This is a genomic window from Acidovorax sp. LjRoot38 (assembly GCF_964252975.1).
In the GTDB taxonomy this organism is placed as follows: Bacteria; Pseudomonadota; Gammaproteobacteria; order Burkholderiales; family Burkholderiaceae_C; genus Acidovorax; species Acidovorax facilis.
On sequence record NZ_CAXUPT020000004.1, the window covers coordinates 295,094 to 309,230 of the forward strand.

At 64.9% G+C, this 14,137-nt stretch carries 14 protein-coding genes; 8 read left to right on the plus strand and 6 right to left on the minus strand.

The annotated features are described in order from the left end of the window. Nucleotides 1-117 precede the first annotated feature (117 nt). Nucleotides 118-765, minus strand: a complete 648-nt coding sequence (locus ACSQ22_RS09115) for an FMN-dependent NADH-azoreductase (protein ID WP_121419901.1) — start codon at nt 763-765, stop codon at nt 118-120. 154 nt (nt 766-919) lie between these two features. Here ACSQ22_RS09115 and ACSQ22_RS09120 point away from each other — a divergent pair, with 154 nt between their 5' ends. Next, on the plus strand, nt 920-1,867 hold the full coding sequence (locus ACSQ22_RS09120; RefSeq protein WP_055397516.1) for a LysR family transcriptional regulator: 948 nt from the start codon (nt 920-922) through the stop codon (nt 1,865-1,867). A gap of 138 nt (nt 1,868-2,005) precedes the next feature. Continuing rightward, nucleotides 2,006-2,875, plus strand: coding sequence for an HDOD domain-containing protein (locus ACSQ22_RS09125; protein ID WP_055397514.1), 870 nt, complete (start codon nt 2,006-2,008; stop codon nt 2,873-2,875). A gap of 59 nt (nt 2,876-2,934) precedes the next feature. On the opposite strand, the gene ACSQ22_RS09130 is transcribed toward ACSQ22_RS09125, so the two are convergent. From ACSQ22_RS09130 to ACSQ22_RS09150, 5 genes are all read right to left on the minus strand, one after another. After that, on the minus strand, nt 2,935-4,101 hold the full coding sequence (locus tag ACSQ22_RS09130; protein ID WP_436130114.1) for an ankyrin repeat domain-containing protein: 1,167 nt from the start codon (nt 4,099-4,101) through the stop codon (nt 2,935-2,937). Beyond that, complete coding sequence (locus ACSQ22_RS09135; protein ID WP_436130115.1) at nt 4,098-4,712, minus strand: sigma-70 family RNA polymerase sigma factor; 615 nt, start codon at nt 4,710-4,712, stop codon at nt 4,098-4,100. Before ACSQ22_RS09135 ends, ACSQ22_RS09130 begins: the two co-directional genes overlap by 4 nt. 38 nt (nt 4,713-4,750) lie before the next feature. Continuing rightward, nucleotides 4,751-5,518, minus strand: a complete 768-nt coding sequence (locus tag ACSQ22_RS09140; RefSeq protein WP_436130116.1) for a hypothetical protein — start codon at nt 5,516-5,518, stop codon at nt 4,751-4,753. A gap of 152 nt (nt 5,519-5,670) precedes the next feature. Next, nucleotides 5,671-6,552: a hypothetical protein gene (locus ACSQ22_RS09145; RefSeq protein ID WP_436130117.1), complete on the minus strand. Its 882-nt coding sequence runs from the start codon at nt 6,550-6,552 to the stop codon at nt 5,671-5,673. A 145-nt stretch (nt 6,553-6,697) separates the two neighbouring features. Continuing rightward, nucleotides 6,698-8,350: a methyl-accepting chemotaxis protein gene (locus ACSQ22_RS09150; protein ID WP_436130118.1), complete on the minus strand. Its 1,653-nt coding sequence runs from the start codon at nt 8,348-8,350 to the stop codon at nt 6,698-6,700. A gap of 273 nt (nt 8,351-8,623) precedes the next feature. Here ACSQ22_RS09150 and ACSQ22_RS09155 point away from each other — a divergent pair, with 273 nt between their 5' ends. The 6 genes from ACSQ22_RS09155 (at nt 8,624) to ACSQ22_RS09180 (ending at nt 14,069) form a co-directional block, all read left to right on the plus strand. Further along, entirely contained in the window at nt 8,624-9,190 is a 567-nt protein-coding gene (locus ACSQ22_RS09155) for an RBBP9/YdeN family alpha/beta hydrolase (protein ID WP_436130119.1), read from the plus strand. 248 nt (nt 9,191-9,438) lie between these two features. Then, nucleotides 9,439-10,443: a sulfate ABC transporter substrate-binding protein gene (locus ACSQ22_RS09160; RefSeq protein WP_029413810.1), complete on the plus strand. Its 1,005-nt coding sequence runs from the start codon at nt 9,439-9,441 to the stop codon at nt 10,441-10,443. 31 nt (nt 10,444-10,474) lie between these two features. Then, nucleotides 10,475-11,344 carry a sulfate ABC transporter permease subunit CysT gene (gene cysT, locus ACSQ22_RS09165; protein WP_436130120.1) on the plus strand — a complete coding sequence of 290 codons (870 nt, stop codon included), beginning with the start codon at nt 10,475-10,477 and terminating at the stop codon, nt 11,342-11,344. After that, nucleotides 11,341-12,249, plus strand: coding sequence for a sulfate ABC transporter permease subunit CysW (gene cysW, locus ACSQ22_RS09170; protein WP_431153087.1), 909 nt, complete (start codon nt 11,341-11,343; stop codon nt 12,247-12,249). The genes cysT and cysW overlap by 4 nt, the downstream gene beginning before the upstream one ends. 12 nt (nt 12,250-12,261) lie before the next feature. After that, nucleotides 12,262-13,386 carry a sulfate/molybdate ABC transporter ATP-binding protein gene (locus ACSQ22_RS09175; RefSeq protein WP_228895010.1) on the plus strand — a complete coding sequence of 375 codons (1,125 nt, stop codon included), beginning with the start codon at nt 12,262-12,264 and terminating at the stop codon, nt 13,384-13,386. A gap of 146 nt (nt 13,387-13,532) precedes the next feature. After that, complete coding sequence (locus ACSQ22_RS09180; protein WP_199731376.1) at nt 13,533-14,069, plus strand: disulfide bond formation protein B; 537 nt, start codon at nt 13,533-13,535, stop codon at nt 14,067-14,069. The last annotated feature ends 68 nt before the right edge of the window (nt 14,070-14,137 follow it).

Sequence of the window (14,137 nt, forward strand, 5' to 3'; positions counted from 1 at the left end):
ACGCGGCAATAGCTGTAGCTATTGCGAGGTTTTGCAACACCGCAGACCACCCGAGTCCGCAGATGCACACGGTGCGGTGATTCGTGCAGAGGGTCCCCAGGGCCCTGCAGTTGCCGTTCAGGCCGCTTGCGCTACGCTGGCCTGGTTGGCTGCGGCGCCGGTGTGGTTGGTGATTTCCACTTCGGCGGAAGCCAGGGCTGCGGCCTTGGCATCAGGGCCCATGGCCACGCCTTCAGCGCGCACAAACCGCACGTCGGTGATGCCGAAGAAGCCGAACACCACCTTCAGGTAGCTCTCCTGGTGCTCCATGGCCTGGCCGCCTTCGCTGGTGGAATACACGCCGCCCCGGGTGGAGGCCACGATCACAGTCTTGCCTTTGGCCAGGCCTTCGGGCCCGTTGGCGGTGTACTGGAACGTGCGGCCGGGTTGGGCAAGCCGGTCGATCCAAGCCTTGAGCTGGGTGGGAATGCTGAAGTTGTACAGCGGTGCGCCAATCACCACCACGTCGGCTGCCAGAAACTGGCTGACCAGTTGCTCGGACACCGCGTTCTCGCGCTTTTGCGCTTCGCTCAAGCCTTCGGTCTGGCCAGTGCGCGGAGTCATTGCGTCCATGGTGAAGTGTGCGGGGGTGTTGGCTACCAGATCGAGGTAGGTCACCTCGGTGGCTGGATGGCTGGCTTTGTAGGCGGCCACGATCTGTGCCGTGAGCTGTCGCGAAACGGAGTTGGCACCGGTGATGGCGGAATCGACGTGAAGCAGTTGCATGAAAAACTCCTTGGGGTTCTGTGGATGGAGCCACAGCGTGTGGCCATGGGATGAATTGTGGTTGTTCATCCGTTTGTTGATAAGGTGGTTAATTTGAGATAGATTGTTCCATCCATCGAATGAATCGCGCGTGGCTACAACCCGCACTTCCACCATGCAAGACCTCAATGACATGCTGTATTTCGCCGAAGTGGTGGAGCGCGGTGGCTTTGCCGCTGCGGGCCGCGCCCTCGGCATCCCCAAGTCGCGCCTTTCGCGGCGCGTGTCCGACCTGGAGGCGCAGCTGGGTGTGCGTCTGCTGCAGCGCACCACCCGCAAGCTGTCACTGACCGAAGTGGGCGAGGCCTACTTGCGCCATTGCCAGGCCATGCGCGAGTCGGCCCAGGCTGCGGCCGACACTGTGGCCCAGGTGCAGACCACACCGCGCGGCACCATCCGCGTGAGTTGCCCGGTGACGCTCGCGCAGACCGTGGTGGCCGAGCTGATGCCCCGGTTTCTCGCCCAGTACCCCGAGGTGCGTATCGACATGCTGGTGAGCAACCGTGCGGTGAACCTGGTGGAGGAGGGCATCGACGTGGCGCTGCGCGTGCGCCCCTCGGTGGACGACAGCGGCAGCATGGTCGTCAAGCGGCTGGACCACACCACGCAGATCCTGGTGGCCAGCCCCGAGCTGCTGATCCGCCAGGGCACGCCAAAGACGCTGGACGATCTGGCCAAGCTTGACAGCATTGCCATGTCGGCACCCGAGGGCCGGTCCATCTGGAACCTCATCGGCCCTGGCGGCGTGCACCAGATGGTGCAGCACACGCCGCGCTATGTGGCCGATGACCTGCTTACGCTCAAATACGCCGCTGTGGCGGGCACCGGCGTGTGCTGGATGCCCGACTACATGTGCCAGGAAGAAATGCGCGAGCGCAAGCTGGTGCGGGTGCTGCCTGACTGGGCGCCCGCGCCCGCCATCGTGCATGCGGTGTTCCCCTCGCGCCGGGGGCTGTCGCCCGCCGTGCGGCGGTTTCTGGACTACCTGGGCGAGGCCATGCCCGGGCGCAGCAGCCTGAGCACGCGGCAGGCCCTGCAGGGGCTCGACGGCGCGAATATCTGAGTTGCTGAGCGCAAAGACTGCGCTTGTACACGGGTTCAATGGGCGGCACGCTTTTTGGCCCCACAATGCAACGAATTGCAACTGTGCGGGCTGCCCCCGTCCCTGTGTTCAGCACACGCGGCGGCCCGGGGATTTTTTGTGACTGCTCCACACCCCATCGACCAAGACATCCGGCAGGCCCGTGTGCACCCCGCCGTGCGGGCCATCGTGGTTCCGCCGTGCCCCGAATCGTTGCTGCGCCTGCAGCAGATCATGGCCGAGCCCGAGCTGGATTCGGCGGCCCTGGAACAATTGGCGTCCTCCGACGTGGCCCTGGCCGCTGCCGTCATGCGGCTGGCCAACAGCCCGCTGTATGGCCTGGCCCAGCCGGTGCAGACCGTGGGCATGGCGCTCACGGTGTTGGGGCTGCAGCCAGCGGTGCAGTTGCTATCGGCCTTCATCACGCGCAACGCGCTGCAGGTGCGGTCGCCGCTGCTGGAGCATTTCTGGGAAAGCTCGCAGCGCCGCGCCATCGCCTGCGAACACATCGGCCACCAGCTCTACAGCTTTGACCCGGGCCTGGGCTACAGCTTCGGTCTGTTCTGCCATGTGGGCATGCCGGTGTTGGTGAAGGCGGTGCGCGGCTATGCTGGCACCGTGACCGAGGCCCTGGCGCGCAAGGACCGCACCTTCACCCAGACCGAAAACGCCAGCCACCGCACCGACCACGCCGTGATGGGCGCCATCGTCGCGCGCACCTGGCACCTGCCAGGCGACGTAGCGCAAGCCATCTGGCTGCACCACGACTTTGCCTGCCTCGATGACGAGCGGTTTGACCCTACCGTACGCCACTTGGTGGCCCTGGGCCTGCTGGCCGAGTTTCTGGTCAACCAGCATGACAACCTGCCGCCCACGCGCGAATGGCAGCAGCATGGGCAGGCCTGCATGGACCACCTGCACGTAACGCAGGACGAGCTGGACCACTGGATCGACGCGCTGCATCCGGCGTTTGAGGCCGTGCGGTTCTGATGCCGATGCGCGGCTGATCAATCAGAAGACCGTTCGGGCTGAGTCCATCTCCGCCGCCCTCAGCGCACCGCCTCCAGCAACTCGGCCAGGCGCGTATGCGCCCGCTGCGCAGCCCACTGCGCCGCATTCAGGCCCTCGCGGTCCACCAGCCGGGGGTTGGCGCCCAGGGCCAGGAGCTTCTGGGCGGTGGTGGTGTGGCCGTTCATCGCTGCCAGCATCAAGGCGGTTCTGCCCTCGTTGTCGCGGGCGTCCACAGGCGTTCCCTGGCGGACGAGGCTTTCTATCTGCTGGGGGTTGCCCGCACGGGCAGCGTCCCACACGTTGCCTGGCAACGATGCCCCGAGGCGTTTTTGCATGGAGGCGGTGGCTGCTCCGTTGCTGTCGCGGGCCACAGAGTCGGCCAGCGGGCTGCGGGCGGCCGGGGCTGCAGCAGCGGCCGCTGCCTGGGGCTCGGGCGCGGCTGGTGGGGGGGGCTGTTTTGTGGGAGCTGTTGCCGCGTGCTCGCGGCTCTCGGCGTTGGGGGCGGCGACCGGGGAGGGCGATGCGGGGAACCCAGACATGGCTCCGGCTGCGCGGGGGGCGTGCAGGGTTTCAGTTTCTGCGGCTGCTGTGGAGGCAGACGCGGGGGCGGGGGCCACAGCCGTGGCAGGTGCTGGAGTCGGTGCCGGGGTTGGTGCTGGCGCGGTCTTGGCTAAGGGCTGCGCGGGGGGCGGTGCGTGCAGAGGCGAAGGTGCCGTGGTGGACTTGGGGGCCACGGCCCCGGTGGCCGGGCTGGTGGTGTTGCGGGCGCGCTCCTGCTCCTGTGCGCTGTCGGGGGGGGCTGGCAATGTGGCCGACGGAGGCGGGGAGAGGGCCTCTGGCAGGGGCTTGGGTGCGGGGGCGGCCGAGGGCGCGGGGGCTGGGGCGGTTTGGGCTGCAGGTGCGGGCACCTCGGCCCGGCGGTGGCTGAATGCGGTGTCCCGCTCCTCGGGCGTGCCGCGTTCGAACTGCAGCATCAGCAAACCGGTCAGGCCCACCACGGCCACGGTGGCCAGGGCCGAGATCTTCCAGCGTGCCTGGTTGGCGGCGGGGGCTTCAGGCGTTGGAGCGGGGCCTGCAGTGTGGGCGGCCGCCACCATCTGTGCGTGCGCGCGCACGGCCTCGCGCACATGCGCGCCGGGGCGGGCGCCTTCCTGCGCGCTGGCTTCGTGGTAGCGCCGGACCAGCTCGTCGTCCTGCAGGTTCATACAAACTCCTTGAGGTGCTGGCGCAGGCTGGCCCGCGCGTAGCGCAGGCGGCTCTTGGCGGTTTCGAAATTCACGCCGGTGGCCTCGGCAATCTCCTGCACGCCCAGGTCGCCTTCGGCCTGCAGCAGGAAGGCCTCGCGCTGCTCCAGCGGCAACTGTTCCACCGCCGCAATCAGCGCGGCCGCCTGTTCGCGCGACTGTAGTTGCCGCACGGGCCCAAAGCCCGAGTCGGCCACCAGTGTGTCGGCCAGCCTGCGCGCATCGTCGTCGCTCGCATCCAGGCTGGTGTGGTGCCTGGCGGTGCGCAGGTGGTCCACCAGCCGGTGGTGCGCCAGGGTGAACAGCCAGGTGCGGAACTTGGCTTTCACCTCGTAGCGGGCAGCATTGCGCGCCACGGCAAACCACACGTCCTGCAGCAGGTCATCGGCCACGGCCTGCACCTTGACGCTGCGAAACACAAACCGCCACACCGCCAGTTCGTGCCGCCCATACAGTACATCGAACGCGCCCAGTTCTCCTGCGGCGTAGCGCAACATCAGCGCTTCGTCGGAGTCCTCCATGGTGGCGGGGAATGGGGTGGATGGCACCCGCGCATTATGGGAGGGACTCATGCGCTCGCGGGCAGATCCGCTGGGGTTGCATTCAGGGCCTACCTCGGGTCTGGTACGTAAGACACGTTGTCCGATTGCGGCACGGTTTGCGGTACCGGCGGGTGCGCACGCCGCTTTCGGATCACGCCTTTTGCAATCAGGTTGTTGCGGCTGTCGTAACGGATGCTGATGACCTCTTCGAGGAGGTGCGACACAACTGGGGTCTGGCGCTGCCCGTGCGGGGCTTCCTCGCTCAGACGGTCTTCGTTGCTAACTTTGTTGCGGCGTTGGCCGGACGGTTCAGGCCTCACCTGTGCAACGGGGTCGATGATCCGCTGGCGGAACAATGCAATCTGGATCAGGCCCACCTTGGTTGAGCGCGCAGTGAGGTCGGCGTGGGAGTTTGCAACGTTTGCGAACTCGAAGTAAGGCAACGTGCCGATGGATTTGTACCAGCCGGCTATTCGATCGCGCGCATGGGGCAAGAACACATAGCCGCTCCGTCTCCACCCGTCGTTCTGACCGGTGAACTCATCGGTCTGACCGGTGAGTACGTCGACGCCATCCACCATTAGCACGACATTCACCCTATCGCCGCTGCGATTGTGCAATGTGACCGCATACTGGGCCCCAGGTCGGCCAGCGACCCAGTATTGGCCCTTGGCGTAGTACATCGGCAGCCTGGCGCCTGTATCGGGGTTGACGATAGTGACTTGGGCCAGGCGGCCGATGGCCTGGGCGTGCAAGCTGGTCAGCGCGAGCAGTACGGCCAGCGCGGTGACGGTGGTATGGATGAGGGCAGGGAGTGTGGGGGAACCGGTTTTCATAGCGGCCCTTTGGCGATGTTATTGGTGCTGAGTGAAACGAGCGGAATGGCTGGGTCGGATCAGGGGCAGTCGGCCGCCGCGCACTGTGCGAGGCGCCCGTTCACCTGCGCGCGGGACGGCTGCGCATGGCCGGTCCGCTATCCCGGGCCCAGTCAATTCGGGTCCGGCACATAGGACAGGTTGTCCGATTGCGGGAATGCACGGGGCACCGGCATGCGCGCCGGCCGTTCGCGGATGATGCCGCTGGCCACCAGGTTCTCGCGGCTGTCGTAGCGGATGCTGATGATTTCATTGGGCTGCTCCTGCAGGCGCGTGAAGCTGGTGTGGGTGACGACCGATGTCTCGCGCTGGCCGTGCGCCGTGCCCAGCTTGGCCGACGGCATGGGGGCGGCCTTGGCCACACTGTCGGCAGATTGCGAGCGGGCAGAGGATTCGGCCGATGGCTCAGGGGCCGCCGGTGCAGCGGCAGCGGGTGACGCGGGTTCCTCCCGCAGGCGCCCGAGGCCGTGGCCGTTGTCACGGCGCTGGCTGTAGGGCTCGGGGGTGATGGCGGGGGCAGGCTGGGGCACCGGCGGCTGTTCGCGGAACAGGGCCACGCCAATCACGCCCACATGCGCCGGGCGGCCCGTGCGGGCGGCATACGAGTTGGCAATGTGGGAAAACTCGAAGGCCGCCACCTGGCTGTCGCTCTTGCGCCAGCCGGTGATCTGGTAACGCTCATAAGGAGAGAATACATAGCCGCGCTGGTCCCAGGCCGCAGTCTCGCCGCTGAGCACATTCACGCCGTCCACCGAAGGCACGGCCAACACCCGCTCTCCCAGCCGGTTGCGCACCGTGATGGCATACCGCGCCCCGGGTCGCCCTGCCACCCAGTATTCGCTCCGGGCGTAGTGCACCGGCAGCGTGGCGCCGGTGTCACGGTCCACGATGGTGACATCAGCCAGGCGGCCAATGGCCTGGGCAGGAGGGTGGGCCAGGCCCAGCAATGCCGTCAGGGCGGCGAGGGCGGGCAGGGTGAGCGAACGGGGTTTCATAGCAGCTCCATCAAAAAAATGTGGTGGTGCTGCATGAAACGAACGGGGTGGGTCAATGGGGTTGAGAGGTGCCGAAAAAAATCAAAAATAGTTTTCAGCACCGCATCGCACCCAAGCTTGCGGGCCTACCGTTCGCACTGCGGTCTCAGTGAGCGAGGCGTCGCACGCTGGTGGTGGGCAGGGCATTGCCCCGGTGACTCGCTGTGGCGCGTGTGCCCATGCCTGCTGCAGCGCTGCCGCTGACCTGGAACACGGCCACCAGCTCTGCCAGGCGCTGGGCCTGCTGGCGCAGGTTCTCTGCGGCAGCGGTGCTTTCACCCACCAGCGCGCCGTTTTGCTGCGTCATCTGGTCCAGCTGGGTCACGGCCACGTTGACCTGCGAGATGCCGTCGCTCTGCTCGGCAGCGGCGGTGCTGATCTCGCCGATGATGCCGTTCACGCGCTGCACGCCTTGCACGATCTCGTTCATGGTGTCACCGGCATTGGCCACAAGCTGGGTGCCCGAGTCCACTTTTTCGACGCTGGACTGGATCAGCGCCTTGATCTCCTTGGCGGCCTCGGCGCTGCGCTGCGCCAGGCTGCGCACCTCGGTGGCCACCACCGCAAAGCCCCGCCCCTGCTCGCCCGCGCGGGCTGCTTCCACGGCAGCGTTCAGCGCCAGGATGTTGGTCTGGAACGCAATGCCGTCGATCACGCCGATGATGTCGGCGATCTTCTGGCTGCTGTGGTGGATGTCCTGCATGGTGCTCACCACCTGCTGCATCACCTCGCCGCCCTTGGTGGCGGTGCTGGCGGCGGTGGTGGCCAGTTGGTTGGCCTGGCGGGCCGAGTCGGCGCTCTGGCGCACGGTGGCGGTCAGCTCTTCCATGCTGGCGGCGGTTTGCTCCAGGCTGCTGGCGGCTTGTTCGGTGCGGTGGCCCAGGTTCTGGTTGCCACTGCTGATGTCATCGCTGGTGGTGCGCAGCTGCGCAATGTTGTCGCGCACGGCCGAGACCAGTTCATGAAAGCGCTGTTGCATGTCGCGCACGGCCACCATCACGCTGCCGGTGTCGCCCGCCTTGACCTGCACGTGCGCCGTCAGATTGCCTTGCTGGATGGCCTGCACCACGGCGCGCACTTCGCTGGGCTCTGCCCCCAGCTCGCGGCCAATGCTGCGCGATACCAGCACTGTCACCGCCACGCTGATCAGCACGGCCAGCAGGGTGATGGACAGCATCACGCCGGTGAACTGGCTGGCGTCCTGGTTGGCCGTCTGGCTGTTCTTGATGATGCGGCCTTCCTCGTAGTCGATGAGCCTGTTGGCTGCGGCCAGCCATTGCTCGTACTGCGGTTTGGCCTCGGCCCAGAGCAGGGCTTCGGCGCCCGCGCGGTCGCCAGCCTGCATCAGTGCAACCACCTTGCTGGTGGTGGCCACCGTGCGTGCTTCGATGTCCTTGAGCGCTTGCACCATGGGGCCCACTTCGGGTGGGACCTCTTTTGCGGTTTTCAGCACGTTGTCGAGTTGCGTGGCGGACTGGGCATAAAAGTCGGCCAGCCGCGCGATGGATTCAATATCTTTTTTGCGCGCCTCGTCGTTGGGCGCCAGCACCACATCCCGCACCGCGATGGAGCGGTCGTGGGCCGAACCCCGGAAGTTGATGGCAGTGCGCTGGATGACAGCGTTTTGCGTGGCATTGGCGGTCAATGCGCCATCGATGCCCCGTGCAATAAGCACGCTGTAGACCGACATGCCGAGCAAAGCCACGATGACCAGGCCGAAGCCCGCCATCAGGCGCTGGCTGATTTTCCATGTGTGCATTGAAGGAGCCTCTTGAAGATGTCTTGGGGCGACGTTGCCCATACAAACCGCCAGGCGTCCCCGTTGGAGGGGCAGACCACGACAAGATGTTTGCTTTTAGTTACATTGTACTGATTGGTTGCAAATTAAACCGTTTGGTTTAACTTATTTACTCGATAGTCAATGCTTGTTTGTCTGGGCAGGAACTGAGGCTTTTTTTAGATGTTTTGGCGATTAAATAACAAAAATTAAGTCGTTTGGGTTTTAAAGCGCGGCTCGCAGAATGCCGATGCTGTGACCTCTACCATCTCCATCATCATCGTCCCCGGCTGGCGCGACTCTGGCCCCGGACACTGGCAAAGCCTGTGGGCCGAGCGCCTGCCCAATGCGCGCCGCGTGGTGCAGGACGACTGGATCACGCCCACCCGGACGGCCTGGGTGGGGCAACTGGAAAAGACCGTGTTGGCCGCGGCGAACCCCGTGGTGATCGTGGCGCACAGCCTGGGCTGCATCGCTACCTCTCATATGGGCTCCGAGGCCGCGTCCCGGGTGTGCGGCGCGCTGCTGGTGGCCCCGGCAGACCCGGAGCGCCGCGCCATCCTGAGCGACTTTGCGCCCGTGCCCTACGCCGCGCTGCCCTACCGCAGCATTGTGGTGGCCAGCAGCAACGACCCTTTTTGCCCCATCCGGCTGGCGGGTGCCTATGCCCGGGCCTGGGGCAGCGAGTTCGTGCGCATGCAAAACGCCGGGCACATCAACATCGACTCGGGCCATGGCGAATGGCCCCTGGGCTGGGCATTGCTGCAATCGCTGGAAGGCGACCACGCCGTGCCGCAGCAGCCTGCCGCCCAACACACGTAACGTCTGCAGCGGCCTGATTGCTATAATTTTTATAGCTATTAGCGCTTGATATTAAAGCGCTAGCGGCTTATTTGGCTTGAAGCGCCGCGTACGGGGTGGCTACCCGGGCAGGCATGCAATCGACCTGCGGCGGTCGATGAAAAATCCATATACCAATATACGATTAATTAACAAGAATATATTCTTTTGAGTTTTAAGGGCGCCTCCGCACAATGCGTCATCTCCAGTATTTTTTGGGCGACACCACCATGACTTCTTTGAAACTCAAGACCCTTCTTGCCTCCCTGGCCCTGGCCGCCAGCGGCATGGCTGCCGCACAGAATTCCCTGTTGAACGTCTCGTATGACGTGGCCCGCGAGTTCTACAAGGACTACAACGCCGCCTTTGCCGCGCACTACAAGAAGACCACTGGCCAGGACGTGAAGATCGACCAGTCGCACGCCGGCTCCAGCGCCCAGGCGCGTGCCGTGAACGACGGCCTGGCCGCCGACGTGGTGACCATGAACACCACCACCGACGTGCAGTTCCTCGCCGACAGCGGCGTGGTGGCCAAGGACTGGGCCAAGAAGTTTCCGCACGATGCATCGCCCACCACCTCGACCATGCTGTTCCTGGTGCGCAACGGCAACCCCAAAGGCATCAAGGACTGGGAAGACCTCATCAAGCCCGGCGTGCAGGTGATCGTGGTGAACCCCAAGACCGGCGGCAACGGCCGTTATGCCTATCTGGCTGCCTGGGGCGCCGTGCGTGAAAAGGGTGGCACCGAGGCGCAGGCCGCCGAGTTTGTGGGCAAGCTCTACAAGAACGTGCCCATCCTGGCCAAGGGTGGACGTGACGCCACGGCCACCTTCCTGCAACGCAACCAGGGCGATGTGCTGATCACGTTCGAATCCGAGGTGGTCTCCATCGACCGCGAATTCGGCGCCGGCAAGGTCGATGCGATCTACCCGTCGGTGAGCGTGGTGGCCGAGAACCCCGTGGCCGTGGTGGAGCGCACCGTGGCCAAGAAAGGCACCGCCCAGCTGGCCAAGGCCTACCTGGACTACCTGTACTCTGACGAAGCGCAGGAGATCGCGGCCAAGCATGCGATTCGTCCCCGCTCGGAAACCGTGCTCAAGAAGTACGCCGACACGTTCAAGCCGCTCAAGCAGTTCACGGTGGCCAAGTATTTCGGCTCGCTGACCGAAGCGCAGAAGGTGCACTTCAATGATGGCGGCCAGTTCGACAAGCTCTACACGCCCGGCGCCAAGTAAGCCAGCGCGTTTCGTTTCTACCTCCTCACTTATGACCACCGCGACTGCAGTGGCCGCAGCCCCGGCCGGACGGCGCGCGCCCAAACGCGTGCTGCCCGGCTTCGGACTGACTCTGGGCTACACGCTTTTCTATCTGAGCATCATCGTGCTGATCCCGTTGTCGGCACTGATCTTCAAGACCTTCACGCTGACCTGGGAGCAGTTCTGGGCGGCCATCAGTGCGCCCCGCGTGATGGCTTCGTACCGGCTCACCTTCGGGGCTTCATTCCTTGCGGCGCTGGTCAACCTGGTGTTCGGCCTGCTGATCGCCTGGGTGCTGGTGCGCTACAAGTTTCCGGGTAAGAAGATTGTGGACGCGCTGGTAGACCTGCCGTTTGCGCTGCCCACCGCCGTGGCCGGCATCTCGCTGACCGCCTTGCTCGCGGGCAATGGCTGGGTCGGGCAGATTCTGGAGCCCATGGGCATTCAGCTCGCGTTCAAGCCTGCGGGTATCGTGATTGCGCTGATTTTCATCGGCCTGCCGTTTGTGGTGCGCACCGTGCAGCCCGTGCTCGAAGATGCCGAGAAGGAGCTGGAAGAAGCCGCCACCTGCCTGGGTGCCACGCGCCTGCAAACCTTCACCAAGGTCATCCTGCCCTCCATCACCCCTGCACTGCTCACTGGCTTTGCCATGGCATTTGCGCGGGCGGTGGGGGAGTACGGTTCGGTCATCTTCATCGCGGGCAACATGCCCATGGTGTCGGAGATCACGCCGCTGATCATCATCGGCAAGCTGGAGCAGTACGACTACGCAGGCGCCACGGCCGTGGCCGTGGTGATGCTCGTGATCTCGTTCATCCTGCTCTTGGTCATCAACGCACTACAGGCATGGCAGCGTCGCTATGCGGGGGCTCCAGCATGAGCGGCAACAACTCCCGAACCATACGCCGCGCCCAAGCGGGCACGACCGAATCGCCGTGGGTGCGCTACACCCTGATTGCTGTCGCGCTCGCCTTCATGCTGCTGTTCCTGGTGTTGCCGCTGGCCGCCGTGTTCGCCGAGGCGCTGCGCAAAGGCTTTGGCGCGTACCTCGACGGCCTGCGTGAACCCGACGCCTGGTCGGCCATCAAGCTCACACTCATCACCGCGCTGATTGCGGTGCCGCTGAACCTGGTGTTTGGCGTGGCAGCGGCCTGGTGCATTGCCAAGTACGAGTTCAAGGGCAAGGCGTTCTTGACCACGTTGGTGGACCTGCCGTTCTCGGTGTCGCCCGTGGTGGCGGGCCTGATCTATGTGCTGATGTTCGGCGCACAGGGCTGGTTTGGCCCCTGGCTGCAGGCACACGACATCAAGATCATCTTTGCCGTGCCGGGCATCGTGCTGGCCACCGTATTTGTGACCTTCCCGTTCATCGCGCGTGAGCTGATCCCGCTGATGCAGGCGCAGGGCAACGACGAGGAGCAGGCCGCCATCGTGCTGGGCGCCACCGGCTGGCAGACCTTCTGGTACGTGACGCTGCCCAACATCAAGTGGGGCCTGCTGTACGGCGTGATCCTGTGCAATGCGCGGGCCATGGGCGAGTTTGGCGCGGTATCCGTGGTGTCGGGCCACATCCGTGGGCAGACCAACACCATCCCGCTGCACGTCGAGATTCTCTACAACGAATACCAGTCGGTGGCTGCGTTTGCGGCGGCCTCGCTGCTGGCGCTGCTGGCGCTCGTCACCCTGGTGATCAAGACCATTGCAGAGCACCGCAACGAGCAGGCGCTGAAGGCGGCTGCCGAATTGCCCCCCGAGCGGCCCGCGCCTTTGCCAACCGCCCGCTGAAGGAAGAAGACCATGAGCATTGAAATCCGTAACGTCAGCAAGCAATTCGGCGACTTCCAGGCGCTGCGCGATGTGAGCCTCGATATCGCGTCGGGCGAACTCATCGCGCTGCTGGGCCCCTCGGGCTGCGGCAAGACCACGCTGCTGCGCATCATCGCGGGCCTGGAGACGGCCGATGTGGGCACCATCCATTTCAGCGGCGAAGACACCACCGATGTGCACGTGCGCGAGCGCAACGTGGGCTTCGTGTTCCAGCACTACGCGCTGTTTCGCCACATGACGGTGTTCGAGAACGTGGCCTTCGGCCTGCGCGTCAAGCCCCGCAGTGAGCGACCGAGCGAGGCGCAGATCAAGCAAAAGGTGACTGACCTGCTCAAGCTCGTGCAGCTCGACTGGTTGGCCGAGCGCTATCCCTCGCAGCTGTCCGGCGGCCAGCGCCAGCGCATCGCCCTGGCCCGTGCCCTGGCGGTGGAGCCCAAGGTGCTGCTGCTCGACGAGCCCTTCGGAGCCCTGGACGCCAAGGTGCGCAAGGAACTGCGCCGCTGGCTGCGCCGCCTGCACGACGAACTGCATGTCACCTCGATCTTCGTGACCCATGACCAGGAAGAAGCGCTGGAAGTGGCCGACCGCGTGGTGGTGATCAACCAAGGCCGCATTGAGCAAAGCGGCTCGCCCCAGCAGGTATGGGACCAGCCAGCCAGCCCGTTTGTGTATGGCTTTTTGGGTGATGTGAACCTGTTCCACGGCCGCGCCCATGAAGGCCTGGTGCACCTCGACGGCATGCAGATCGACTCGCCCGAACACAGCCAGGCGCAAAACGCCAAGGCCTTTGCCTATGTGCGGCCGCACGACCTGGATGTGGAGCGCTATTCGCCCGGCGCCGGGCTCGACGCCCAAGGTCGCCCGCGCGGCATCGTGGCCCAACTGAGCCGCGCCATTGTGGTGGGCCCGATTGCGCGGCTGGAACTTATTCCCTCCGACGACCACAAACCAGCGGACAATGCGTCCCCAGACCACTTGATCGAAGCGCAGATCCCTGCGCAGCAGTTCAAGGAAATGGGTTTCAAGGAGGGTGAAACGCTGGTGGTGACACCGCGCCGTGCCCGCGTGTTCTTGGATCACGCCGCTGGAATCTGACTCCCCCTGAGCCGCTGCGCGTCTTCCCCCTGAGGGGGCGCACCCGGTGGACTGGCGGAGCCAGATCCACGGGTGTACTGGCATGGGCCGCGCCCGTTTCGGAGGCGGCACCGTTTGCAATGGCTATTGGATGAGGGATAAGAATGATGGTGTTGAACTGGATCGATCAGGCCCCGCGCCGCGTGCTGGCACTGATCAGCGTGGCTTGTGTGGCGATGCTGGCTTTTGGCATGTACTTGCAGCATGTGGTGGGCCTGGAGCCTTGTCCCATGTGCATCGTGCAGCGCTATGCTCTCATTGGTGTAGCAATCTTCACAGGTCTGGCAAGCGCTAGGGGCTCAAAAGGCTGGTGGATGGGCTGGGGCGCGCTGGCCCTGATCGCATCCGGCTTCGGCGCCTTCGTGGCGGCCCGCCAGAGCTGGCTGCAGTGGTACCCACCCGAAGTCGCCACCTGCGGCCGCGACTTCTACGGCATGATCGAAAACTATCCCATCAGCCGCGCTATCCCCATGATCTTCCGGGGCTCCGGTGACTGCGCTGCGATTGACTGGACGTTCCTGGGTGGCTCGATAGCCAACTGGTCGTTTGTGTGTTTTGTGGGGTTTGCGGTGGTGCTGCTGGCGCTGTTGGTGCGCGGGTTCACCAGCGGCAATCGTCGGGGTTCCGGTTACTCGATGGCTTGATGCGCCGGGGTCGGCTCGCTTGTCGTAGCCCGTAACTTGCATCAGAAAAAAAGGCGCTCCTTGTGAGC

What these genes read in the sequence shown, in the direction of transcription:
- ACSQ22_RS09115 (WP_121419901.1), bottom strand. Translation starts at nt 765, where the DNA reads ATGCAACTGCTTCACGTCGATTCCGCCATCACCGGTGCCAACTCCGTT.
- ACSQ22_RS09120 (WP_055397516.1), top strand. Translation starts at nt 920, where the DNA reads ATGCAAGACCTCAATGACATGCTGTATTTCGCCGAAGTGGTGGAGCGC.
- ACSQ22_RS09130 (WP_436130114.1), bottom strand. Translation starts at nt 4,101, where the DNA reads ATGAACCTGCAGGACGACGAGCTGGTCCGGCGCTACCACGAAGCCAGC.
- ACSQ22_RS09135 (WP_436130115.1), bottom strand. Translation starts at nt 4,712, where the DNA reads ATGAGTCCCTCCCATAATGCGCGGGTGCCATCCACCCCATTCCCCGCC.
- ACSQ22_RS09140 (WP_436130116.1), bottom strand. Translation starts at nt 5,518, where the DNA reads ATGAAAACCGGTTCCCCCACACTCCCTGCCCTCATCCATACCACCGTC.
- ACSQ22_RS09145 (WP_436130117.1), bottom strand. Translation starts at nt 6,552, where the DNA reads ATGAAACCCCGTTCGCTCACCCTGCCCGCCCTCGCCGCCCTGACGGCA.
- ACSQ22_RS09150 (WP_436130118.1), bottom strand. Translation starts at nt 8,350, where the DNA reads ATGCACACATGGAAAATCAGCCAGCGCCTGATGGCGGGCTTCGGCCTG.
- ACSQ22_RS09160 (WP_029413810.1), top strand. Translation starts at nt 9,439, where the DNA reads ATGACTTCTTTGAAACTCAAGACCCTTCTTGCCTCCCTGGCCCTGGCC.
- cysT (WP_436130120.1), top strand. Translation starts at nt 10,475, where the DNA reads ATGACCACCGCGACTGCAGTGGCCGCAGCCCCGGCCGGACGGCGCGCG.
- cysW (WP_431153087.1), top strand. Translation starts at nt 11,341, where the DNA reads ATGAGCGGCAACAACTCCCGAACCATACGCCGCGCCCAAGCGGGCACG.
- ACSQ22_RS09175 (WP_228895010.1), top strand. Translation starts at nt 12,262, where the DNA reads ATGAGCATTGAAATCCGTAACGTCAGCAAGCAATTCGGCGACTTCCAG.
- ACSQ22_RS09180 (WP_199731376.1), top strand. Translation starts at nt 13,533, where the DNA reads ATGGTGTTGAACTGGATCGATCAGGCCCCGCGCCGCGTGCTGGCACTG.